The organism is Bacillus sp. EB V-12, from assembly GCF_056158125.1.
In genome coordinates, this window is sequence record NZ_JBUXJL010000001.1 from 743,845 (window position 1) to 767,200 (window position 23,356).

The 23,356-nt window shown below is 36.5% G+C and carries 21 protein-coding genes; 16 read left to right on the forward strand and 5 right to left on the reverse strand.

All coding sequences use genetic code 11. The features are described 5' to 3' along the window. Positions 1 to 35: 35 nt before the first annotated feature. On the reverse strand, positions 36 to 290 hold the full coding sequence (locus ACZDYH_RS04010) for a YbeF family protein (RefSeq protein WP_006928316.1): 255 nt from the start codon (positions 288 to 290) through the stop codon (positions 36 to 38). Between the two features lie 166 nt (positions 291 to 456). Next, positions 457 to 1,842 carry a hypothetical protein gene (locus ACZDYH_RS04015; protein ID WP_006928318.1) on the reverse strand — a complete coding sequence of 462 codons (1,386 nt, stop codon included), beginning with the start codon at positions 1,840 to 1,842 and terminating at the stop codon, positions 457 to 459. Between the two features lie 182 nt (positions 1,843 to 2,024). Here ACZDYH_RS04015 and ACZDYH_RS04020 point away from each other — a divergent pair, with 182 nt between their 5' ends. After that, positions 2,025 to 2,393 carry a YoqO family protein gene (locus ACZDYH_RS04020; protein ID WP_139848852.1) on the forward strand — a complete coding sequence of 123 codons (369 nt, stop codon included), beginning with the start codon at positions 2,025 to 2,027 and terminating at the stop codon, positions 2,391 to 2,393. Between the two features lie 32 nt (positions 2,394 to 2,425). Here the strand turns inward: ACZDYH_RS04020 and ACZDYH_RS04025 are convergent, their stop codons facing one another. The 3 genes from ACZDYH_RS04025 to ACZDYH_RS04035 form a co-directional block, all read right to left on the reverse strand. Further along, entirely contained in the window at positions 2,426 to 2,950 is a 525-nt protein-coding gene (locus ACZDYH_RS04025; RefSeq protein ID WP_001012051.1) for a DinB family protein, read from the reverse strand. Positions 2,951 to 3,033: 83 nt separating this feature from the next. Next, positions 3,034 to 4,104, reverse strand: coding sequence for a M24 family metallopeptidase (locus ACZDYH_RS04030; protein WP_000172800.1), 1,071 nt, complete (start codon positions 4,102 to 4,104; stop codon positions 3,034 to 3,036). A 342-nt stretch (positions 4,105 to 4,446) separates the two neighbouring features. Then, a complete protein-coding gene (locus ACZDYH_RS04035; RefSeq protein WP_000863286.1) occupies positions 4,447 to 6,156 on the reverse strand; it encodes an Rqc2 family fibronectin-binding protein in 1,710 nt (569 codons plus the stop codon). Between the two features lie 105 nt (positions 6,157 to 6,261). Between ACZDYH_RS04035 and ACZDYH_RS04040 the strand changes: the two genes are divergently transcribed. From ACZDYH_RS04040 to rpe, 15 genes are all read left to right on the forward strand, one after another. Continuing rightward, positions 6,262 to 8,985 carry a calcium-translocating P-type ATPase, SERCA-type gene (locus ACZDYH_RS04040; RefSeq protein WP_006928320.1) on the forward strand — a complete coding sequence of 908 codons (2,724 nt, stop codon included), beginning with the start codon at positions 6,262 to 6,264 and terminating at the stop codon, positions 8,983 to 8,985. A 99-nt stretch (positions 8,986 to 9,084) separates the two neighbouring features. Beyond that, positions 9,085 to 9,960, forward strand: coding sequence for a YicC/YloC family endoribonuclease (locus ACZDYH_RS04045; RefSeq protein ID WP_000625866.1), 876 nt, complete (start codon positions 9,085 to 9,087; stop codon positions 9,958 to 9,960). 67 nt (positions 9,961 to 10,027) lie between these two features. Next, positions 10,028 to 10,291, forward strand: a complete 264-nt coding sequence (gene remA, locus ACZDYH_RS04050; protein ID WP_001251456.1) for an extracellular matrix/biofilm regulator RemA — start codon at positions 10,028 to 10,030, stop codon at positions 10,289 to 10,291. Between the two features lie 13 nt (positions 10,292 to 10,304). Beyond that, positions 10,305 to 10,922, forward strand: coding sequence for a guanylate kinase (gmk, locus tag ACZDYH_RS04055; RefSeq protein WP_001257741.1), 618 nt, complete (start codon positions 10,305 to 10,307; stop codon positions 10,920 to 10,922). 2 nt (positions 10,923 to 10,924) lie between these two features. Continuing rightward, entirely contained in the window at positions 10,925 to 11,137 is a 213-nt protein-coding gene (gene rpoZ / locus ACZDYH_RS04060; RefSeq protein WP_000933960.1) for a DNA-directed RNA polymerase subunit omega, read from the forward strand. 172 nt (positions 11,138 to 11,309) lie between these two features. After that, complete coding sequence (gene coaBC, locus ACZDYH_RS04065) at positions 11,310 to 12,515, forward strand: bifunctional phosphopantothenoylcysteine decarboxylase/phosphopantothenate--cysteine ligase CoaBC (RefSeq protein ID WP_000911750.1); 1,206 nt, start codon at positions 11,310 to 11,312, stop codon at positions 12,513 to 12,515. Continuing rightward, a complete protein-coding gene (priA, locus tag ACZDYH_RS04070) occupies positions 12,512 to 14,917 on the forward strand; it encodes a primosomal protein N' (RefSeq protein WP_284996409.1) in 2,406 nt (801 codons plus the stop codon). The genes coaBC and priA overlap by 4 nt, the downstream gene beginning before the upstream one ends. Positions 14,918 to 14,928: 11 nt before the next feature. Beyond that, positions 14,929 to 15,399 carry a peptide deformylase gene (gene def / locus ACZDYH_RS04075; protein ID WP_000279455.1) on the forward strand — a complete coding sequence of 157 codons (471 nt, stop codon included), beginning with the start codon at positions 14,929 to 14,931 and terminating at the stop codon, positions 15,397 to 15,399. Between the two features lie 23 nt (positions 15,400 to 15,422). Then, on the forward strand, positions 15,423 to 16,367 hold the full coding sequence (fmt, locus tag ACZDYH_RS04080; RefSeq protein WP_474885743.1) for a methionyl-tRNA formyltransferase: 945 nt from the start codon (positions 15,423 to 15,425) through the stop codon (positions 16,365 to 16,367). Further along, positions 16,364 to 17,698 carry a 16S rRNA (cytosine(967)-C(5))-methyltransferase RsmB gene (rsmB, locus tag ACZDYH_RS04085; RefSeq protein ID WP_088361885.1) on the forward strand — a complete coding sequence of 445 codons (1,335 nt, stop codon included), beginning with the start codon at positions 16,364 to 16,366 and terminating at the stop codon, positions 17,696 to 17,698. The genes fmt and rsmB overlap by 4 nt, the downstream gene beginning before the upstream one ends. Positions 17,699 to 17,702: 4 nt before the next feature. After that, positions 17,703 to 18,791 carry a dual-specificity RNA methyltransferase RlmN gene (gene rlmN / locus ACZDYH_RS04090; RefSeq protein ID WP_000450541.1) on the forward strand — a complete coding sequence of 363 codons (1,089 nt, stop codon included), beginning with the start codon at positions 17,703 to 17,705 and terminating at the stop codon, positions 18,789 to 18,791. A gap of 4 nt (positions 18,792 to 18,795) precedes the next feature. Beyond that, positions 18,796 to 19,548: a Stp1/IreP family PP2C-type Ser/Thr phosphatase gene (locus ACZDYH_RS04095; RefSeq protein WP_000648707.1), complete on the forward strand. Its 753-nt coding sequence runs from the start codon at positions 18,796 to 18,798 to the stop codon at positions 19,546 to 19,548. 8 nt (positions 19,549 to 19,556) lie between these two features. Then, entirely contained in the window at positions 19,557 to 21,530 is a 1,974-nt protein-coding gene (gene pknB, locus ACZDYH_RS04100; protein ID WP_000904747.1) for a Stk1 family PASTA domain-containing Ser/Thr kinase, read from the forward strand. Positions 21,531 to 21,776: 246 nt separating this feature from the next. Beyond that, positions 21,777 to 22,658 carry a ribosome small subunit-dependent GTPase A gene (rsgA, locus tag ACZDYH_RS04105; protein ID WP_001113932.1) on the forward strand — a complete coding sequence of 294 codons (882 nt, stop codon included), beginning with the start codon at positions 21,777 to 21,779 and terminating at the stop codon, positions 22,656 to 22,658. 2 nt (positions 22,659 to 22,660) lie between these two features. After that, positions 22,661 to 23,305 (forward strand): ribulose-phosphate 3-epimerase, encoded by a 645-nt coding sequence (gene rpe / locus ACZDYH_RS04110; RefSeq protein ID WP_000589974.1) that lies wholly within the window; start codon positions 22,661 to 22,663, stop codon positions 23,303 to 23,305. Positions 23,306 to 23,356: the final 51 nt, after the last annotated feature.

Genomic DNA, 23,356 nt, shown 5'->3' on the forward strand with positions numbered 1-23,356 from the left:
CAATATCAAAGAAAATCATATTACAATCTCCTTAACTACTTAGTGCTTTCTGCAAGCTTATATCCTCTTACAAACAATAGAGTCACATAAGAAACAATAAATGAGAAAATGCTATACATGCCGACCCAAAAGAAAAATTTTGGAGTAAAGGCGATAACACCTATTATTAAAAAACTAGCAAACGTTACAATCGGCATTACGTAATACGTTTTCGACTTGCGCGTTCCAATAACAGAAACGATAAAGATAAGTAACGGACAAATTAATAAGACGAAAATCAATTCATTCATAGTTATGTCCCCTTTTCTAATTGCAGTAATCTGTTTCTCGTAAACGTTTTGAAAAAATTACTCTCCTAATATAATTTCGCTAAGGGATAACGAATCCCTGTTGAAAACCAGTAATTCATGATGAATTTTACAAGAAAAAACGTAAGCAAGAGAACACTTGCTTACGTTATAAAATAAACATCGCAAAGATAGTGGTGACAATTAAACCGATAACAACCGGTAAAAAGTTTCGGCGTGCCAGTTCAAATGGATCTACCTTGCAAATTGCAGCAGCAGGAATAAGCGCCCAAGGAATTAACGTCCCGCCCCCGGTCCATATAGCCGCAATTTGTCCGAGTGCTGTTAATGTAGCTGTTCCATGACCTAAAGCTGTTCCGAAAAGGTTTGCAATGGAACCAGCAAGCGATATACCGGAAAAACCAGATCCATCTAAGCCTGTTATGACACCAACGATAGTTAATGTTCCCGCCGATACGTATTGGTTTAAAGGGACCGTTTGAGATAAGGCAATCCCTAAGTCGTTAATGATTCCATGTGAACCTTTCGGTAAATAGTCTCCGATAATTTTCACAAAGCCGCTATCTCCTAAATAAAAGAGTGCAGCAATTGGAATAACTGGACCAAAGATTTTAAATCCAAATTGGAGCCCTTCTATAAAATAATCGGTTGTTTTATTTAGTCCATTACCTTTGTAGGCGATGAGTGAAATGATGATAATCATAATAACAGTCGTTCCGCCGATAAGTGCAGTTGCGTCGCTTCCTTGTAGTTTAAATTGAATCATGCAAAGGATATCAATGATATATACGGTAGGGATACATATAGCGAGCCATTTCTTTGTGCGAGGAGATAATGAAGTGAGCGTTTTAGAAGACGCAGTTAATGGAATAGATTCTTGTATAGATAAGCCTGTATGAAACTCTTTTCGTAAGAAGAAAAAAGCGACGGAAGTTGTCACAATGCCCATAACGATAACAAGTGGAACACTTGCAGATACGACGCTGGAAACAGGGAGACCAGCCGCGTCTGCAGTTAATTTCGGTGCACCTTGAATAACGAAGTCGCCAGATAAGGCGATGCCGTGTCCGAATAAGTTCATAGCAATTGCAACCCCAATTGGAGGAAGACCGACACGTACAGCAACCGGCAATAAAATAGCTCCCATTAAGGCGACAGCTGGAGAAGGCCAAAAGAAGAAAGAAATGGTCATCATTAAAAGGCCGATAATCCAGTAGGCGAGTGTAGGTGTACGAATCATTTTTGTAAATGGTGAAATCATCGTATCATTTATGCCAGTATGAACGAGTAAATTGCTCATTGATACAATAATGGAGATGATTAATATAGTTGGTAATAGCTCAGTAATGGCGTAAATGAAACTTTGAAAAATCCCGCTAATGGCAAGAGGGATAGAACTTGTTGCAGTTAATGCTAATAAAAAGATAAAAACGATACAAATAATCGTCGTATCTTTCCGGAGAATAAAAAAGGTAATAATAGTGAGTAAACAAATAATGTAGAGAGCGTGTAATAGCGTTAATTCAACTCCCATAACATTCACATCCTTTAGGCATTCGTGTAGTTTATTGTATGAAAGCAGTGAAAGTATGTGAGTATAGGAAAAAGAAAAAAGTAAAATTTCATGTACTGTAATGGTAAGGACGATAAATGGATGTTACAATACAATTAATCCTAAAAATGGAATTTGAGGAGAAGTAGAATGGAGGAGTACGAATGAGAGAGAGAATAGGATATTATGGTGTGCTCGTTTGTTTACTATTATCAGTTATTTCAGGGCAATTTCTTAACAGTGGATGGGTACCAGTTATATTATGTATTGGCGTATTGATTTTTGCTCCTATGTATCGCTGGAATGAATGGAAAGCATATAGTCGAAAAAAGAACATGGTTTTCAGTATCGAGTTTATCATTATAATTAGTATGATCCCATTTTTGTTATTAAAAGGAAATGAAATAATAGATGGAATTGTAATGTTTCAAGGATGGTTGTTTATTGCGAAATTACTATATTTAATTTACATTTTAATGTTGGTAGCGATAGTCACTAAAAAATTAAACGAAAAGTTATTCGTTAATGAATAAAAGAAAATGCCACCTTATTCGGTGGCATTTTCTCATTTTACTGAATGGGCTTTTTGCATTTTTTTAATTAAACGAATTTGTCCGCGATGATTGATTTCATCTTCAAAAACGTGAAACCATTTAAAGTAGTTGTTAGCTGGTTTGTCATACCAAAAGTCTGTTGTTTTAAACAGCCATTCATCAGGTAATGATTGAAATGTTGCAATCGTTTTGGAACGTACTTCTTGTAATGTATTGATGTAAAATTTTATAGATTTTCCTTTTATTTTCTCGCGTCCAAGGTTCCCTAACTCAATAGCAGGTAACCAATGTTCTAATTCAGCTTCCGTCGGTTCACGGTCTTCAAAGGTATGAATTTGGTAGTAAAATTCAATAGCAGCCATATGGTACAATAACATACCAATTGAATTTGCGTCCTTATCATATAAATAATCAAGTTCTTCAATTGTTAAACCTTCCACTGCTTGCATTGTTGTATAGCGAGCGTAATTCATCATGGAAACAAGATTTGAAAATTCTACTTGTAAACCCTCTATTTTATCAATTACAAAATTCAATTTAAATTCCTCCTCTTTAAACGAATACTCCAGAGAAGGAATTCTATGTGTAGAGAAAAACTCCTTTTAAAAAGGCCATGATTTTAACAAGGGATTACAATTAGTTCTCTATTTGATTTTGTAATAACTTCATATCCGTCTTTTGTAATGACGATATCGTCTTCAATTCTACAACCGCCCCAGTTTGGTATGTAAATACCTGGTTCAACTGTAACAACCATACCTTCTTTTAATGTAGCTTTACTTTCTTGGGATAAGCGAAGAGGTTCATGTATTTCTAAGCCAAGACCATGACCAGTAGAATGACCAAAATATTGACCATATCCACAATCTGTAATGTAGTTTCTTGTTACATCATCGATACTTTTCGCGGTTTCTCCAGGCTTAATCGCTTCAGTCCCACGTTTTAACGCTTCTCGTACAACATTGTATATTTTTTTGAATTCTTCCGATGGTTCCCCTATTGCTACAGTACGTGTTATATCAGAACAATATCCGTCATAAAGTGCACCGAAATCTAATGTAACGATGTCGCCTCGTTCAATTATTTTATTTGATGCAACTCCATGTGGAAGAGAAGAACGAACACCAGAAGCTACAATAATTTGAAATGATGAAGATGCAGCACCTTTTTTTCGCATGAAAAATTCTAATTCATCTCGTACAGCATTTTCACTTATTCCTGGTTTTAGAAACGTAAGAATGTGGTGAAATGCTTCGTCCGCGATATTAGCTGCAATTTTCATTGTTTCTATTTCAGGCGTGTCTTTAATGATACGAATATTTTCGATAATTTCGCACACTTGAATCATTTCCGCCTGTACGTATTTTTGCAAGTTTTTATATTGTTGCAATGTCATGTTGTTTTCTTCAATTCCAAGTTTTTGAATGTTTAATTTCGATACTTGATGTGCAATTTCTTTTTCTAAATTTCCTTTATGCATAATAATTTCAGCATCTTTTATTTGTGATTTCGCTTGATCTACATAGCGGAAATCAGTGATAAAAACAGCTTGATCGGCAGAGATTAAGACGACGCCAGCGCTACCTGTAAAGCCTGTTGCATATTGGCGATTTTCTTTTTTTGTAATAAGTAACCCGTCAATTTCATAGTTTTGTAGTTGATTTTGGATTTTATTAATTTTTAAAGTCATGTTAATTCCTCCTATTCATAGTATTGAATAAAGCAAATAGCGTGCCAAAATGTATATTTGAAGAAAGGATAGTAGGGACAACATATATTTTAGGGGAGATAAAAAAATAGCCCGTAATTTGTGGGAGACGGTTTGTTCATAAAATCTAGATTGCTTCAATGAATAGCAGGGGGATGGGGAAAAATGATTGGAGTTACACTTGTACTTTATTTACATGCTGTAAAAAAATTTATACAAATGTGAAATGATACTGTCAATTTTTTTGACAATATTGAATGGATATAGCAACGAAATTGAAAACATATAAAAAATGCGCTGCATACAAGCAACGCATTTTTTTATTTATGCTTTTAATTTCATTACAATATCAGCATCTGGTGTTACATATACGGTTTGCTGATTGTCGTACGTAACAAAACCAAGTTTTGCACCACTCGGTTTTTTGACATGGCGTATTTTGGTGAAATCAACAGGTACAGAGCTAGACTCTTTCGCTTTACTGTAATAGGCAGCAATTTTGGCAGCTTCTAGTAAAGTTTCTTCAGCAGGCTCTAAAGAACGAATGACAACGTGAGAGCCAGGTATATCTTTCGTATGTAACCAAATTTCATCACGGCGGGCAAACTTCGTTGTTAAATAATCATTTTGTTTATTGTTTTTACCAACGAAAATCTCTGTGCCATCACTTGCTACATATTTATCTAATACTGGTTTAGTAGGCTTTTTCTTTGCGTTTTTCGTTTTGCGATTGCGCACATAACCTTCTTCAGCTAATTCCTCACGAATTTCTTCAATGTCTTTTGAAGAAGCAGCTTCCATTTGTTGAAGTAAGCTATCAAAATAAAGAATTTCTTCATTTGTTTTTTCAATTTGTTCTTCTACAACAACAACTGAATTTTTTGCTTTTTGATACTTTTGGAAATAGCGTTGTGCATTTTCAGATGGTGTTTTTAAAGGATCTAATGTGATTTTTACAGTTCCACCATTCTCATCGTAATAATTAACGACCTCAATATCTTTATCGCCCTTTTTTAAAGCGTACATATTGGCTGTAAGTAGCTCTCCAAATAGTTGATACTTATCTGCTTTTCCAGCATCTTGCAGTGTTTTTTCGAGTTTAATGAGTTTTTTCTCGTTTTTATTTTTTTCGTTTTGCATAAAGCGTTCTAAATCATGAGCTTGTTGTTTTACACGATCACGTTCTGCTTTGCCAAAGAAGAAACGATCTAACAATTCGCTCACTGATGAGAATGTTTTTTCTTCTCCTTGCAAGTGTGTAAGAGGGAAAAGATAAAAGAATTCTTTTCCATTTGCAGTAATCATTGTAGGTGTATATGCATGAGATAGTAATGGTGTTTGTACAGAGAAAAATGCTTCTGATAATGCTTTCTCGTTTACCATACCGGCTTTCTTTACTACTTCTTTTGCAAATAATGGGGATATTCCCATGAAAGCACCGACGAGTTGTTTATCCATATTTCCAGATAGAAAGTCTAGCGGTCTAATAAAATCATCTGCGGTTTCAATTTGCAGAGGATTGATTTTATGTTGGGCTGGTGGCGCGACGTACTCAGCACCAGCATATACAGTTCGGTGACGGTTTACGGCTAATGAAACGTGTTTTAAGCTATCTAAAATCACGTTTGTTTTCGTATCTAATAAGATAATGTTACTATGTCGTCCCATTATTTCAATTACTAATGTTTTTAATGATTCGTCTCCGATCTCATTACGACTGCGAACTGTAATTTGAATAATGCGTTCTAAGTCGATTTGTTCAATTTTTTCAATAAATCCACCTTCTAAATGTTTGCGAAGAAGCATACAAAACATCGGCGGTATTGCTGGCGAATCGTAGTTTTGATTCGTTAAGTGCATACGCGCATATGTAGGATGAGATGAAAGAATTAGTTTTTGGTTCTTTCCATTCGCTCGAATATGTAATAAAATCTCGTATTTTGAAGGTTGATATATTTTGGAAATTCTTCCTGTGTAAAGAGAATTTTCAATTTCATGTGTAATCGCTCTTGTAAATAATCCATCGAATGCCATAAATGAACACTCCTTTCTAACTAAATGTTAATTATAGCATTTTTTTGGACGAGGCTGAATAAGCTTTCAATAGAGTATGTCTGGAATCAGGAGGTCGATAGCAGGATGAACTGGTATGGAATGCGAGCACATGAAGTGGAAGAAAGAACGAATACGAATGTAAAGGTTGGACTTACAGAGAAAGAAGCAGAAGGGCGAGTAAAGAAATTTGGTACTAATGAATTAGAAGAAGCAAAAAGGCCTTCTGCACTAATGGTATTTTTAGCACAGTTTAAAGATTTCATGGTACTCGTTTTGTTTGGAGCAACAATTGTTTCTGCGTTTTTAGGTGAATACATTGATTCTATTGCTATTGTTGCCATTGTTATTATCAATGGTATTCTCGGCTTTTTTCAAGAAAGAAAAGCTGAAAAATCATTGGAAGCTTTAAAGGAACTAGCCGCCCCGCAAGTTACTGTAATGCGGAATGGAAAGTGGGTAAAAGCACCATCTAAAGCACTTGTTTTAGGTGATATTATTAAGTTTTCCAGTGGTGATCGTATTGGGGCTGATGTGCGTCTTGTTGAGGCATCAAGTTTATATATTGAAGAGTCTGCTTTGACAGGGGAGTCCGTACCTGTACAAAAGAAGGTAGAAGCATTGCAAGGGCAAGATGTTGCAATTGGTGATCAAAAAAATATGGCTTTTATGGGGACAATGATTACGCGAGGATCTGGTACAGGAGTCGTTGTAGCAACTGGTATGAATACAGCGATGGGGCAAATTGCAAATATGTTGCAAAATGCAGAGCAAATGGAAACGCCACTGCAAAGAAGGTTAGAACAGCTCGGAAAAATATTAATTATTGTAGCTCTTATTTTGACAGCGCTCGTTGTATTGGCTGGTGTGTATCAAGGGAATGAAGTATATCATATGTTTTTAGCTGGGGTATCGCTAGCTGTTGCGGCTATTCCAGAAGGATTGCCAGCAATTGTTACAGTAGCTTTATCACTTGGTGTACAGCGTATGATAAAAAAGAGAGCAATTGTAAGGAAGTTACCGGCCGTAGAAACGTTAGGCTGCGCTTCTGTTATATGCTCTGATAAAACGGGAACAATGACGCAAAACAAAATGATGGTAACACATATGTGGTCAGGCGGAGAATTGTGGAAAGTGACAGGGCAAGGATATGAACCTAATGGCTCTTTTATGAAAGGTGAAAAAGAAGTGAATCCAGCTAAGACAAAATCACTTTATCAGCTACTTACATTTGGTTCACTATGTAACAATGCAAATATTATGCAAAAGAAAAAGGCGTACGTATTAGATGGAGATCCAACAGAGGGAGCGCTTGTAGCTGCAGCAATGAAAGCTGGGATAACACGTGAGGCATTGAAAGGGAAATTTGAAATTATTCGTGAATTTCCATTTGATTCAACTCGAAAAATGATGAGTGTTATTGTACGAGATCGAGAGGGGAAAAAGTTTATTGTTACGAAAGGAGCACCGGATGTTCTTTTGCAAATGAGCCAAACAATCTTATGGGGGGATAAGCAGCAGCCGTTAAGTGAGCTATATAGAAAAGAAGTACAGGCGGCTATTCATAGCTTAGGTAGTCAAGCGCTTCGAACAATTGCAGTTGCGTTTAAACCTTTAAAAGTCACGGATTCTATTGAACATGAAAGAGACGTTGAAAAAGATTTTATGTTGGTTGGGATACAAGGTATGATTGACCCGCCAAGGCCAGAAGTCGCGCAGGCGGTAAAAGAGTGTAAAGAAGCTGGTATTCGAACAGTAATGATTACAGGTGATCATAAAGTGACAGCAATGGCGATTGCTGAACAATTAGGAGTTTTACCACCAGATGGACGCGTTGTTGAAGGAGTAGAACTCGCGAATATGGATGTGGAGGAATTAGAAAATGTTGTAGAAGATACGTATGTATTCGCTCGTGTATCACCTGAGCATAAATTGAAAATTGTTAAAGCATTGCAAAATCAAGGACATATAGTAGCGATGACAGGTGATGGAGTGAACGATGCTCCAGCTATAAAAACAGCGGATATTGGGATAGCGATGGGGATTACAGGGACAGATGTTGCAAAAGAAGCCTCTTCACTTGTTTTACTAGATGATAATTTTGCTACAATTAAGTCAGCGATTAAAGAAGGAAGAAATATATACGAGAACATACGTAAGTTCATTCGCTACTTATTGGCGTCAAATGTTGGAGAAATTTTAGTTATGTTATTTGCGATGTTACTTGCATTACCACTGCCGATGGTTCCTATTCAAATTTTATGGGTGAACTTAGTTACTGATGGTTTACCAGCGATGGCATTAGGTTTGGATAAGGCTGAAGGAGATGTGATGAAGAGAACACCGCGTCACCCGAAAGAAGGGGTATTCGCTAGAGGGCTTGCGTGGAAAATAATAAGTCGAGGGTTTTTAATTGGAGCAGTGACGTTAGTGGCGTTTATTATTGCGTATAACCAACATCCAAATGAACTGAAATATGCACAAACTGTAGCGTTCGCGACGTTGGTACTTGCACAGCTTATTCATGTATTTGATTGTCGTAGTGAGCATTCTGTCTTTCACCGTAATCCATTTGGGAACGTGTATTTAGTAGGGGCGGTTATTATTTCGTTACTACTTATGCTAGTGGTTATATATTATCCACCGTTACAACCGATCTTTAGCACAATGCCGATACAAGCAAGAGATTGGTTATTAATTGGAGGTTTGTCATCAATTCCGACTTTCTTACTAGTAGGTTCTTTATTAACAGGGAAAAAGGCTAAGAAGAAAAAGCCGATGTTATATAAGAAGGGATTAAACTTGAAATAGTCAATGTTATGAAAATGTGATATAATTTACAGAAGGTAGTAGAGCCTTGTCTCTATTACCTTTTTCATTGAGTTATTTTATGGCTTGGATGTGATAAAAATGATTTCTAGTATGACAGGGTTTGGAAGATCGAAAGTAGAAAGTGATACTTTTCAAATTACAGTAGAAATGAAATCGGTGAACCACCGTTTTTTAGAGATGAGTATTCGACTTCCTAAGCAAATGATGGTATTTGAGGACAAAATTCGTAAAATAATTGCACAGCAAGTTCGACGTGGACGCATCGAAGTGTCTATTAGTATAGCAGGTGAAGGACTTGTTGAAAGAAAATTAAGTGTGAATTGGTCACTTCTTGAGCAGTACCAATCGATGATGGAAGATATAAAAGGGAAATTTCAATTACAAGATTCTATTACACTCGAACAATTAATGGCAATGCCAGAAGTAACAGCAATTGAAGAAATAGAAAATGTAAATGAACATTTTGAGAACAGTTTATATGAGGCTGTTCGTCAAGCTGCTCATATGTTGAAAACGATGAGAGATGGCGAAGGAGAACGATTACATAAAGATATAGCGTATCGTTTACAAGAAATTAGCAATTGTGTAAATGCAATTATTCCACATGCACCGATTGTTACACAAAAATATCGTGAACGATTAGAAAATCGCTTAAAAGAATTACATAATCAAGATCTAGATGAACAAAGATTGCTAACAGAAGTCGCAATCTTTGCAGAGCGTTGTGATATTCATGAAGAGTTAGTTCGTTTGCAAAGTCATTTAGAGCAATTTCGTGAAACATTGCAGATTGAAGAGCCTGTTGGAAGGAAAATGGATTTCATCGTGCAAGAGATGCATAGAGAAATTAATACGATTGGTTCTAAGGCAAATGACTTAACAATTTCAAAATATGTTGTAGAAATGAAAAATAACCTTGAAAAAATTCGTGAACAAGTACAAAATATTGAGTAGCTTTCAAAAAATATATAAAGTTATACGTGGTGGAGAAATCGGATAGACTTACTAGGAGGCGCAAACTATGGCCATGCGGTTTTTAAATATTGGATACGGAAATATTGTATCTGCTCATCGAATTATTGCTATTGTAAGTCCGGAGTCAGCTCCTATTAAACGAACAGTACAGGAAGCACGCGAACATAATGCTTTGCTTGATGCTACTTATGGGAGAAAAACAAGGGCGGTTATTGTTATGGATGATGGGCATGTTGTATTAAGTCCAATTCAACCAGAGACGATTGCACATCGTTTGAATAATAAAGAAGATTTAAGTGAGGAAGGGTAGGTTTTACATATTTATGAGAAGTAGAAGAGGATTGCTCATCGTTCTTTCAGGGCCTTCTGGGGTTGGAAAAGGGACGGTTCGTAAAGAGCTGTTTAGCCATGAGGATACACGTTTTCAATACTCTATTTCAGTAACGACACGTAAGCCGCGTGAAGGTGAAGTAGATGGTGTGGATTATTTCTTTAAAGAAAGAGAAGAATTCGAGGAAATGATTCGTAATGAAAAATTACTTGAGTGGGCTGAGTTCGTAGGTAATTATTACGGAACACCGATTGACTATGTTGAAAAAACATTACAAGAAGGAAAAGATGTATTCTTAGAAATTGAAGTGCAAGGAGCAATTCAAGTTAAGAAAGCTTTCCCAGAAGGTGTATTTATTTTCTTAGCACCTCCAAGTTTATCTGAACTAAAGAGCCGTATTGTCGGACGTGGTACAGAGACTGAAGATGTTATTGAAAATCGTTTAACTGTAGCGAAAGAAGAAATCGAGATGATGGACGCTTACGACTATGTAGTAGAAAACGATCAAGTTGAATTAGCTTGTGATAGAATTAAAGCAATTGTGGTTGGCGAACATTGCCGCCGCGAAAGGGTAGCAAAATATTATAAAGAAATGACGGAGGGTCTATAATTATGTTAAATCCATCAATTGACTCATTACTACAAAAAATCGATTCTAAGTACACTTTAGTAACAGTGGCTGCAAAACGCGCACGTGAAATGCAACTTGCTAATAACTGTGTTGTAGAAAAACCTGTTTCTCATAAATGTGTAGGTAAAGCATTAGAAGAAATCGATGCAGAAGCATTAAGCTACGTACCAAGTGAAGATAAAGTAGCTGAATAAGCCTTTGCCTTCGACAAAATAAAACATAGACTTTATAATTTTCTATGTAACGGTAACAACCTATTTACAAGTAGGTTGTTATTTTTTTACGAAAGGAATGAAATATCGGTACTGACGAGCTGAGAATTCTATTTCAGTATTATAAGTTTGAAAAAGAAAGAGGACGAGTCATATGCTAAAAGGGAAAAAGATACTTCTATGTGTAACAGGAGGCATTGCGGTTTTTAAAGCAGCTGCGTTAACGAGTAAATTGACACAATCTGGCGCGATTGTAAAAGTAATGATGAGTGAGTCGGCAATGAAGTTTGTTACGCCTCTTACATTCCAAGCGCTTTCTCGCCATGATGTATATACGGATACATTTGATGAGAAAGACTCAGCTGTTATTGCTCATATTGATTTAGCAGATTGGGCGGATGTTGTACTTGTCGCACCTGCTACTGCCAATTGTATTGGAAAGTTAGCTGGTGGTATTGCAGATGATATGATTACAACTACTTTGTTAGCTACTACAGCTCCGGTATGGATTGCGCCTGCTATGAATGTGCATATGTATGAAAATAAAATAGTTCAAAAAAATATGATGACATTGAAAACGCTAGGATATACATTTATTGAGCCTGGGGAAGGCTTTTTAGCATGTGGATATGTAGCGAAGGGACGACTAGAAGAACCAGAAGCAATTATTGCACGGTTAGAGGAAGCTTTCTCAGAACACAAACCATTGCAGGGAAAAAGAATATTAATAACTGCTGGCCCAACACGTGAAAAGGTTGATCCAGTTCGTTTTATGACGAATTTTTCTTCTGGAAAAATGGGGTATGCGATTGCGGAAGTGGCAGCGAATTTAGGCGCTGATGTTATACTCGTTTCAGGACCGACAGCATTAAATCCACCGTTACATGTAACGACAGTACAAGTGGAATCTGCACAAGATATGTTAGAAGCAGTTCTTCAACATTATCAAAACGTAGACGTTGTCATTAAAACAGCAGCAGTTGCAGATTATCGTCCGAAATATGTGCATGAGAATAAAATGAAAAAGCAAAATGGTGATGCTGTCATTGAACTTGAAAGAACGGTGGATATTTTAAAAACGTTAGGTCAGAAAAAGGATAAACAGTTACTTATCGGTTTTGCTGCTGAAACGACAAATGTAGAGGAATATGCAACGAAAAAACTACGTGAGAAAAATGCAGATATGATTGTCGCGAATGATGTAAAAGCACAAGGAGCTGGATTTGGCACGGATACGAATATTGTAACAATGTATAGAAAAGATGGAAAAGTTATTGAGTTGCCACTTTTAATGAAAAAAGAGGTAGCTCGTGAAATATTGAAGCAAATTGAAATGATGTTAGAAGATGATCGTTTATGAAATTTGCAAGTGTAATTGTTGATGTACCTGCCCGTCAGACAGATCGACCATTTGATTACATTATCCCTAAAAAATGGGAAGATATTGTACAGACAGGAATGCGTGTAGTAGTTCCGTTTGGGCCAAGAAAATTGCAAGGTTTTATTATTGGGATTAAAGATTCGGTGGATGTAGAAAGTAAGAAGTTAAAGACAATCCATGAAATATTAGATGTAACACCAGTTTTAAATGATGAATTATTAAAGCTTGGATATTGGCTTACAAGTGAAACGTTATGCTACATGATTTCAGCTTTTCAAGTGATGCTTCCAACTGCGATAAAAGCAACGTATAAAAAACGTCTACAACTTTGTAAACAGGAAGAAATAGCACCAGAAATACTATATTTATTTCAGGATAAAGAAGCAATTGATTTTGAAGTAATCGAGCAACAGCCACATTTATACCGAACTATTCAACAAGAAATTAAAAATGGTACGGTTGAAGTCGTTTATCAAGTGAAAGATAAAGTACAAAAGAAGAAGCAAAGAGTGGTTCAGCCGGAGTTGCCAGAAGATAAATTGGAATTAGCGGCATTTGAACTGAAAAGTAAAAAACAACAAGATGTACTTTATTATTTTGTGGAAAATTATAAAAGTGCACCGTTGAAAGTAATTACAGAAGAGTTACAAATAACAGATGCTCCAATAAAAGCACTTGTTAAAAAGGGATTCATTTCAGAAAAGTATGTGGAAGTATACCGAAATCCGTATGACGATGATGATTTTGAACAAACAAAACCATTTCCACTTACGGAGGAACAAAAACAAGTTATTACACCGATTTTATCATCAATTACAAATGAAACTTATAATCCATTTTTACTATATGGTGTTACAGGAAGTGGAAAGACAGAAGTATATTTACAATCTATAGCAGCAGTGCTCAAGAAAGGAAAAGAAGCTATCGTTCTTGTCCCTGAAATTGCACTAACGCCCCAAATGGTGGATCGTTTTAAAGGTAGGTTTGGCTCGCAAGTTGCAGTTCTTCATAGTGCGTTGTCTGTTGGAGAAAAGTATGACGAGTGGCGTAAGATTTTAAGAAAAGAAGTGAAAGTTGTAGTTGGTGCGCGTTCAGCTGTTTTTGCGCCTTTTGAGAATTTAGGGATTATTATTATTGATGAAGAGCATGAATCAAGTTACAAACAAGAAGATAATCCGAGGTATCATGCAAGAGATGTAGCTGTCTGGAGAGGACAATATCATAAATGTCCTATCGTTCTTGGTAGTGCGACGCCAACACTTGAATCGTTTGCAAGGGCGAAAAAAGGTGTTTATAAACTACTAACAATGGAAAAACGTATGAATGAACAAGCTTTACCAACGGTAGAGATTGTTGACATGCGAGAAGAACTTCGTGACGGGAATCGATCAATGTTTTCTAAGGCGCTGCATGAAAAAATAGCAGATCGATTAGAAAAGAAAGAACAAATGGTACTCTTTTTAAATAGAAGAGGTCATTCTACATTTGTTATGTGCCGTGATTGTGGGTATGTTGTACAATGTCCGCATTGTGATATTTCATTGACATATCATAAAATGAATCATCGTTTAAAATGTCATTATTGTAGTTACGAAGAGAATATGCCAACTGAGTGTCCAGCTTGTCAAAGTACATACATTCGTTTCTTTGGTACAGGTACACAAAAGGTAGAAGAAGAAATTACAAAACTATTTCCAGAGGCGCGAGTCATTCGAATGGATGTAGATACGACAAGTCGAAAAGGAATGCATGAAAAATTATTAAAGGCGTTTGGGGAAGAAAAAGCAGATATATTACTTGGAACACAAATGATTGCTAAAGGATTAGATTTTCCGAAAGTAACGCTCGTTGGGGTTTTAACTGCAGATACGATGCTTCACTTACCTGATTTTCGGGCAAGTGAAAAGACATATCAGTTATTGACGCAAGTAAGTGGACGAGCGGGTAGACATGAATTGCCAGGGGAAGTTGTGATTCAAACGTATACGCCAGAACATTACAGCATAGAGTTAGCGAAGAACCAACAATATGATGTGTTTTTTGACCAAGAAATGCAAATGAGACGAACAAGACAATATCCCCCATATTACTATGTTGTACTCGTAACTGTATCTCATCCAGAATTATTAAAAGCGGTACAAGTGACGGAAAAAATTGCCTCGTATTTACGAACGCATTGCTCACAGCAAACAATGGTGCTAGGACCAGTTGCTTCAGCGATTCCAAGGATAAAAGATAGATATCGTTATCAATGCATGATAAAATACAAACGGGAACCAAACTTAAAGAACGTGCTCAAAATGGTAAATGAACATTATCAAGCAGAAATGCAAAAAGAGCTACAAATCTCAATTGATTTTAATCCAACAATGTTAATGTAGCGGAGGGAAATATGGCAGTTTTAGAAATAATAAAGCATCCAAATGAAGTGTTAGAAACACCATGCGAAAGAGTAATTAACTTTGATAAAAAGTTAGTGAAATTGTTGAAAGATATGCATGAAACAATGTTAATTGCGGACGGAGTCGGTTTAGCTGCGCCTCAAGTAGGTGTAAGCTTGCAAGTAGCGGTTGTTGATGTCGATGATGATACTGGGAAAATCGAGTTAATCAATCCATCAATATTAGAAAAACGTGGTGAACAAGTAGGTCCCGAAGGCTGTTTAAGCTTCCCGGGACTTTATGGTGAAGTAGAACGTGCCGATTATATTAAAGTAAGAGCGCAAAATCGCCGTGGGAAAGTATTCTTATTAGAAGCGGAAGGATTTTTAGCGCGTGCAATTCAACATGAAATTGATCATTTACACGGTGTTTTATTTACATCGAAAGTGACAAGATATTATGAAGAAAACGAACTAGAATAGGTGTTAAAAGGAGCGGTTTTTAAATGATAAAAGTAGTGTTTATGGGAACACCGGACTTTTCAGTGCCGGTGCTTCGTCGTCTTATTGAAGATGGCTATGAGGTAGTAGGTGTTGTGACGCAACCTGATCGTCCAGTAGGTAGAAAAAAAGTATTAACACCTACACCTGTTAAAGTTGAAGCGGAAAAACATGGTATCCCTGTGTTACAGCCGTTAAAAATTCGTGAAAAAGATGAATATGAAAAAGTATTGGCATTAGAGCCAGATTTAATTGTAACAGCTGCATTTGGGCAGATTGTACCAAATGAAATTTTAGAAGCACCGAAGTATGGATGTATTAATGTTCACGCTTCTTTACTTCCTGAACTTCGTGGTGGTGCACCAATTCATTATGCAATTATGGAAGGTAAAGAAAAAACAGGTATTACAATTATGTATATGGTAGAAAAATTGGATGCTGGTGATATCTTAACGCAAGTGGAAGTTGAAATTGAAGAGCGTGAAACGACAGGCTCATTATTTGATAAATTAAGTGAAGCAGGAGCACACCTTCTATCTAAAACAGTACCTTTATTAATCCAAGGTAAGTTAGAACCGATTAAACAAAACGAAGAAGAAGTAACGTTTGCGTACAATATAAAACGTGAGCAAGAGAAAATTGATTGGACAAAAACAGGTGAAGAAGTATACAATCACATTCGCGGATTGAATCCATGGCCAGTTGCTTATACAACTTTAGCAGGACAAGTTGTTAAAGTATGGTGGGGAGAAAAAGTGCCTATAACTGAACCGGCTGAAGCAGGTACGATTGTTGCAATCGCAGAAGATGGTTTTGTTGTAGCAACGAGTAATGAAACAGGTGTTAAAATTACTGAATTGCAACCATCTGGTAAAAAGCGTATGAGTTGTTCACAATTTTTACGTGGAACAAAACCTGAAATTGGAACGAAGTTAGGAGAAAATGCATGAGACAAAATGTTCGTGAATTAGCTCTTGATGGTTTAATTCAAGTGGAAAAAAGTGGTGCATATAGCAACTTACTTTTAAATAATCTAATTGAAAAAAGTGCAATTGATAGAAAAGATATTGGTTTATTAACTGAAATTGTATATGGAACGATTCAACGTCGTGACACATTAGATTATTATTTACAGCCTTTTTTAAAAAAGAAGGTTGAGGCGTGGGTAAGAGTATTGCTTCGCTTATCTTTATATCAAATGATTTATTTAGACCGAGTGCCAGAAAGAGCGGCTATTCATGAAGCGGTTGAGATTGCAAAGCGTCGCGGGCATAAAGGAATTGCTGGTATGGTGAACGGTGTATTACGTTCGATTCAGAGAGAAGGTGTACCTTCTGTAGATGAAATCAAGGATCCAGTAGAACGTCTTGCAATTACAACAAGTCATCCAGTTTGGCTTGTCCAAGAGTGGACTTCAGAATACGGTTTAGAAACTGCAGAAAAAATGTGCGAAGTAAACATGTTACCCCCTGTACCAACAGCGCGTGTGAATGTTGATAAGGTAACGGTAGAAGAAGCGATTGAGTTGTTGGCAAGTGAAGGTATAGAAGCAAAACGTGGTGACTTATCAGATGATGCAATTCAGATTGAAAGAGGAAATGTAGCGCATACAGAAGCGTTTAAAAAAGGATTTCTTTCTATTCAAGATGAAAGTTCTATGCTTGTAGCACGCGCTTTAGAACCGAATACGGGAGATGCAGTTCTTGATAGTTGTGCTGCTCCAGGCGGAAAAACAACGCATATCGCGGAACGATTAAAGGGAACTGGTAAGGTCATGTCCCTTGATTTACATGCACACAAAGTACGTTTAATTAAACAGCAAGCAGAGCGACTTGGTCTAGAAAATGTCGAAACTAAAGCGCTAGATGCTAGAAAAGTGCAAGAGCACTTTGCAAATGAAACGTTTGATAAAATATTGGTAGATGCACCGTGTTCTGGATTTGGTGTAATTAGACGTAAACCTGATATTAAGTTAGGAAAAGATAAAGGCGATAGTGAAAGATTATCGATGATTCAAATTGCAATACTAGAAAAAATAGCACCATTATTAAAACAAGGCGGTCGTCTTGTTTATAGTACGTGCACAATTGAGAAAATAGAAAATGAACAAGTAATAGAGAAATTTTTACAAGAACATCCTGAATTTGAATGGGATACTACGCTTAAAGAGCGTATGCCAGAAAAATTAACTCCGTATATTGATGAAGGTCAAGTACAAATTTTACCGCATTATTTTGCGACGGATGGCTTTTATATTGCTTGTTTAAGGAAGAAGGTGTAGCATCATGGAAACGACTGTAAGAAAACAAAAGAAAAATTTAGAAACGAAGAAACCATCAATTTACTCTTTACAACTTCATGAAATGCAAGATTGGTTAAAGGAACAAGGAGAACCGAAGTTCCGTGCTGGACAAATTTTTGATTGGTTATATAAAAAACGTGTAAAAAATTATGAGGATATGTCAAACCTTTCTAAAGGATTGCGTGATAAATTGTCGAATTCCTTTGATATTACTACTTTAAACACGTTAGTAAAACAAACGTCTTCGGATGGAACAATTAAATTCTTATTCCAATTATATGACGGATATTCTATTGAAACGGTATTAATGCGACACGAATATGGAAATTCCATTTGTGTAACAACGCAAGTGGGTTGTCGTATTGGGTGTACGTTCTGTGCTTCGACACTTGGTGGATTAAAGCGAAACCTAGAAGCTGGAGAAATCGTAGCGCAAGTAGTAGAAGTTCAGCGTGCGCTTGATGAAACGGAAGAACGTGTAAGTTCTCTTGTTGTTATGGGGATTGGAGAACCATTTGATAACTATGATAATTTAATGGGATTCTTACGCATCATTAACCATGAAAAAGGACTTCATATTGGTGCGAGACATATGACTGTTTCGACGAGTGGAATTATCCCGAAAATTTATAAGTTTGCTGAAGAAGATCTACAAATTAATTTTGCGATTTCATTGCATGCTCCAAACTCAGAATTACGTTCAAAATTAATGCCGATTAACCGTGCTTATAAATTACCAGATTTAATGGAAGCTATTAAATACTATGTAAATAGAACAGGGCGTCGTATTACTTTTGAATATGGATTATTTGGAGGAGAAAATGACCAAGTAGAGCATGCTGAAGAGCTTGCTGCGCTCTTAAAAGGTGTAAAATGTCATGTGAACTTGATTCCGGTAAACTACGTACCTGAACGTGATTATGTACGTACGCCACGTGAACAAATTTTCTTGTTCGAGAAAACGTTAAAAGATCGTGGAGTGAATGTAACGATTCGCCGTGAACAAGGTCATGATATTGATGCAGCCTGCGGTCAGTTGCGTGCGAAGGAGCGCAAAGAAGAGACGAGGTGACGAGATGAAAGCCGTATTTCTATCGGATAAAGGAAAAGTTCGTCAACATAATGAAGATAGTGCAGGAGTTTTTCACAATTTAGATGGAAATGTATTAGCGGTAGTAGCAGATGGAATGGGAGGTCATCGAGCTGGTGATGTAGCTAGCTCGATGGCCATTCAATTATTCCATGATTATTGGAAGCAAACACATAATATGAATGAGCCGAAAAAAGTAGAACAATGGTTACATACTAGTGTTGGGATTATTAATGAGCGTATATATGAATACGCTCAGCAAAATGTAGAATGTAATGGTATGGGAACAACGCTTATAATAGCTGTTTGTACACCAAGCTTTGTGACAATAGGGCATATAGGAGATAGTCGTTGCTATATGGTATCAGAAGGAGAAATGACGCTAGTAACGGAAGATCATTCACTTGTAAATGAGCTTGTGAAACATGGTGAAATTTCAAAGGAAGACGCAGAGTATCATCCGAAAAAGAATGTGTTATTAAGAGCATTAGGAACAGAAGAAAAAGTTGGGTTAGATGTTAAAACGTTGGTGATTGAGGAAGATGATCAATTACTTCTTTGCTCTGATGGGTTATCAAACAAAGTTTCTATTGATGATATGCGACAAATTTTACAGTTAAATGAACAGCTTGAAGGTAAAGGGCAGTGTCTCATTCAATTGGCAAATGATCGCGGTGGAGAAGATAATATCACACTTGTTCTTATTGATTATGCGGGTTCGACAAACGAAAGTAGGTGAAGTGCAACGTGCTGATTGGAAAACGCTTAAATGACCGTTATAAGCTGCTGAAAATGATTGGTGGTGGCGGAATGGCCAATGTATATTTAGCTCATGATGATATACTTGGCCGAGATGTAGCGGTAAAAATATTAAGACTCGACTACTCAAATAACGAAGAGTTTATTAAACGTTTCCATCGAGAAGCGCAGTCTGTTACAACGTTGTCGCATCCAAATATTGTGAATATGTATGATGTCGGAGAAGAAGATGGTATATACTATCTTGTCATGGAATATGTACCAGGGCAAACATTGAAGCAATACATAATTGAGCGAGGGATGTTACCTATAGGAGAAGCTCTTGATATTATGGAGCAGTTAACATCCGCTATGGCACATGCCCATCATTTTGAAATTGTGCATCGTGATATAAAGCCGCACAATATTTTAATTCGAGCTGATGGAATAATAAAAGTAACAGATTTTGGAATTGCGACAGCTACAAGTGCAACAACAATTACACATACAAATTCAGTGCTCGGTTCAGTCCATTATTTATCACCAGAACAGGCACGTGGCGGGATAGCAAATAAACAATCAGATATCTATTCTCTTGGAATAGTTATGTTTGAATTGTTAACAGGAAGACAACCGTTTTCTGGCGAATCTGCTGTTGCTATAGCTTTAAAACATTTACAAAGTGAAATCCCATCACCAAAAAGATGGAATGAAAATATTCCGCAAAGTGTTGAAAATATTATATTAAAGGCAACTGCAAAAGATCCGTTTCACCGATATCAATCTGCCAATGCGATGAAGCGAGATATTGAAACTGCGCTATATCCAGAGAGGATAAATGAGCAACCATTTTACATACCGGAAGATATGGAAGCGACGAAAGCGATTCCGATTATTCAACAAGAACAATTATTTGAAAATGTAAGTGATGAAACGATTGTTTTAAAAGGGAGTAAGGTGGAAGAACCGATAAGAGCAGAAGCAGCTGAGTTAGATAAGAAGAAAAAACGGAGTAACAAGTGGCTTAAAGTTTTAATTTCAACATTTTTATTTTTAGCAATAGGAATAACATTAGCACTTACGGTTATTCCAGGATTATTTATTCCGAAAGATGTGAAAGTTCCTGATGTGGCTGGTATGAAATACACGACAGCTGTAAATACATTAGTAGAAAAGGGCTTTGAGGTGACGGAGCCTAATATTGTATATACAGATGATGTTGAAGTTGGGGATGTAATAAAAACGGACCCTGTAGCAGGAAGAGTCGTAAAAGAAAACGCTAAAATTACTATCTATCAATCAGGTGGAAAAAAGAAAAGTAAGATGGCAAATTTCACAGGTCAAAACTTTGAGAGTGTAAAAGCTGAGTTAGAAGAAAAATATAAACAAGTTACGGTAAATTATATTGAAAATGATAAGCCGAAAGGTGAAATTGTAGAACAAATTCCGACGCCTGATCAGATGGTTATAGAAGCGGAGCAAGAACTGAAAATCTGGGTAAGTAAAGGTCCTTATCAAATTAGACCAGGTGACTTTTCGGGGTGGACTGAAAATAGTGTAACTGGTTATTTGAATGAGAGAAAACTAACGTCAGATATAAAACGAGAGTATTCAGATACAGTCGAAAAAGGACTTGTAATTTCGCAATTTCCAAAACCAGGTACACCATTAAAAGAGGGAGATAAAGTAACTATTATTATCTCTGATGGTCAAAAGCCTAAAGTGACTAAAACGGTAAAATTGGACAATATCTCTATCCCATATGAGCCTGCTGTAACAGGTGAAAAAAAGCCGCAAACAATAGAAATTTATAAAGAAGACATGCAGCAAAAAATGGATAGACCGGTTGAAACGAGAACAATTACTGAATCAGCGACTATTTCTTTAGAATTTGTAATTCAAGAAGGTTCAAAGGGACACTATAAAATTGTACGGGATGGAGTAACGATTATTGATAAAGAAGTACCATATCCAACTCAATAATAGTGAAAGTCTACTTATTATTATTGCCTGTTATGCTGTCTACAAAGTGGACGGTATAGCAGGCAAAAATATATGATTCAAAAAGCTAGTAAAGTGATGCAGCTGTAAATATTTTTTTGCATTTAATGGGAAATTCAATGTATATTAGCGAAAGTATATATAGTAGGTTTTGAAATCGTTATTTGGAAAATTTAAATCCATTCATTTTTAAATTCAGCATCACCTTATACAAAAAAGGAGAATTCTATGCCAGAAGGAAAAATTATAAAAGCTTTAAGTGGGTTTTATTACGTGCAGCATGAAGAAGGGGTTACGCAATGTCGTGGGCGAGGTGTATTTAGAAAAAATAAAATTACACCACTTGTAGGAGACCAAGTTGTTTTTCAGGCAGATAATCCAACTGAAGGTTATGTGCTTGAAGTGTTTGATCGAAAAAATGAACTTGTTAGACCTCCTATTGCTAATGTCGATCAAGCGATCCTTGTGTTCTCTGCAGTAGAACCAGATTTTAATCCTGGACTGTTAGATCGATTTTTAGTGCTGATTGAATATCATAACATTAAGCCAATTATTTGTATTAGCAAGATGGATTTAGTAGATGAAAAGATGAAAGCAACTGTTGAAGCTTATGCGAATGATTATCGTGAGATGGGTTATGATGTTTTATTTACTTCTATTAATACGTCAGAAAGTATTGATATATTAAAACCATACTTAGAAAATTGTGTTTCTGTCGTTGCGGGCCAATCTGGTGTTGGGAAATCTTCAATGCTTAATGTGCTACGTCCAGAATTAGAGCTGAAAACAAATGATATTTCTTCCCATTTAGGACGCGGGAAGCATACGACAAGACACGTAGAATTAATTGCAATTGGGAGTGGACTAGTAGCAGATACACCGGGTTTTAGTTCACTAGATTTCATTGATATAGAAGTAGAAGATCTTACATATTGTTTTCCAGAGTTGAAAGAAGCGAGCCAATACTGTAAATTTAGAGGGTGTACACATCTTTCTGAACCGAAATGTGCGGTGAAAGCTGCGGTTGAAGAAGGGAAGATTACAGAATATCGCTATAAGAACTATAAACAATTCGTAGAAGAAATTAGAGAGAGAAAGCCGAGGTATTAGTTATGATTAAAATTGCACCATCGATTTTATCAGCAGATTTTTCAAAATTAGGGGAAGAGATTAAAGATGTAGAAAAGGGCGGAGCGGATTACATTCACGTTGACGTAATGGATGGACATTTCGTACCAAATATTACGATTGGACCGTTAATTGTAGAAGCAATCCGTCCGATTACATCATTACCATTAGATGTACATTTAATGATTGAAAATCCTGATAACTATATCCCGACTTTCGCACAAGCGGGAGCGGATATTATTACTGTTCACGTAGAGGCGTGTCCGCATCTACATCGTACAATTCAGTTAATTAAATCTCATGGTATTAAAGCGGGCGTTGTATTAAATCCACATACGCCAGTTTCAGTGATTGAGCATGTATTAGAAGATATAGATATGGTATTACTTATGACAGTAAACCCTGGATTTGGTGGACAGAAGTTTATCCATTCTGTATTACCGAAAATTAAACAAGTTGCAGACATGGTGAAAGAGCGCAATCTAGAAGTGGAAATTGAAGTTGATGGTGGTGTAAATGCTGAAACAGCAAGACTTTGTGTGGAAGCAGGAGCAAATGTACTTGTAGCTGGGTCAGCAGTATACAATCAAAAAGACCGCGGTGAAGCAATTCGCGTAATTCGTGGGTAGTGATGAACTTTTATCCTAGTAAGGCATTTATAGGATAGGATAAAAATATGT

Coding starts and splice junctions, on each gene's coding strand:
- ACZDYH_RS04040 (WP_006928320.1), top strand. CDS start 6,262: ATGAACTGGTATGGAATGCGAGCACATGAAGTGGAAGAAAGAACGAAT.
- rpoZ (WP_000933960.1), top strand. CDS start 10,925: ATGTTAAATCCATCAATTGACTCATTACTACAAAAAATCGATTCTAAG.
- fmt (WP_474885743.1), top strand. CDS start 15,423: ATGATAAAAGTAGTGTTTATGGGAACACCGGACTTTTCAGTGCCGGTG.
- ACZDYH_RS04095 (WP_000648707.1), top strand. CDS start 18,796: ATGAAAGCCGTATTTCTATCGGATAAAGGAAAAGTTCGTCAACATAAT.
- ACZDYH_RS04020 (WP_139848852.1), top strand. CDS start 2,025: ATGAGAGAGAGAATAGGATATTATGGTGTGCTCGTTTGTTTACTATTA.
- gmk (WP_001257741.1), top strand. CDS start 10,305: ATGAGAAGTAGAAGAGGATTGCTCATCGTTCTTTCAGGGCCTTCTGGG.
- rlmN (WP_000450541.1), top strand. CDS start 17,703: ATGGAAACGACTGTAAGAAAACAAAAGAAAAATTTAGAAACGAAGAAA.
- ACZDYH_RS04045 (WP_000625866.1), top strand. CDS start 9,085: ATGATTTCTAGTATGACAGGGTTTGGAAGATCGAAAGTAGAAAGTGAT.
- rsgA (WP_001113932.1), top strand. CDS start 21,777: ATGCCAGAAGGAAAAATTATAAAAGCTTTAAGTGGGTTTTATTACGTG.
- def (WP_000279455.1), top strand. CDS start 14,929: ATGGCAGTTTTAGAAATAATAAAGCATCCAAATGAAGTGTTAGAAACA.
- priA (WP_284996409.1), top strand. CDS start 12,512: ATGAAATTTGCAAGTGTAATTGTTGATGTACCTGCCCGTCAGACAGAT.
- ACZDYH_RS04015 (WP_006928318.1), bottom strand. CDS start 1,842: ATGGGAGTTGAATTAACGCTATTACACGCTCTCTACATTATTTGTTTA.
- ACZDYH_RS04010 (WP_006928316.1), bottom strand. CDS start 290: ATGAATGAATTGATTTTCGTCTTATTAATTTGTCCGTTACTTATCTTT.
- ACZDYH_RS04035 (WP_000863286.1), bottom strand. CDS start 6,156: ATGGCATTCGATGGATTATTTACAAGAGCGATTACACATGAAATTGAA.
- remA (WP_001251456.1), top strand. CDS start 10,028: ATGGCCATGCGGTTTTTAAATATTGGATACGGAAATATTGTATCTGCT.
- rpe (WP_000589974.1), top strand. CDS start 22,661: ATGATTAAAATTGCACCATCGATTTTATCAGCAGATTTTTCAAAATTA.
- ACZDYH_RS04030 (WP_000172800.1), bottom strand. CDS start 4,104: ATGACTTTAAAAATTAATAAAATCCAAAATCAACTACAAAACTATGAA.
- coaBC (WP_000911750.1), top strand. CDS start 11,310: ATGCTAAAAGGGAAAAAGATACTTCTATGTGTAACAGGAGGCATTGCG.
- rsmB (WP_088361885.1), top strand. CDS start 16,364: ATGAGACAAAATGTTCGTGAATTAGCTCTTGATGGTTTAATTCAAGTG.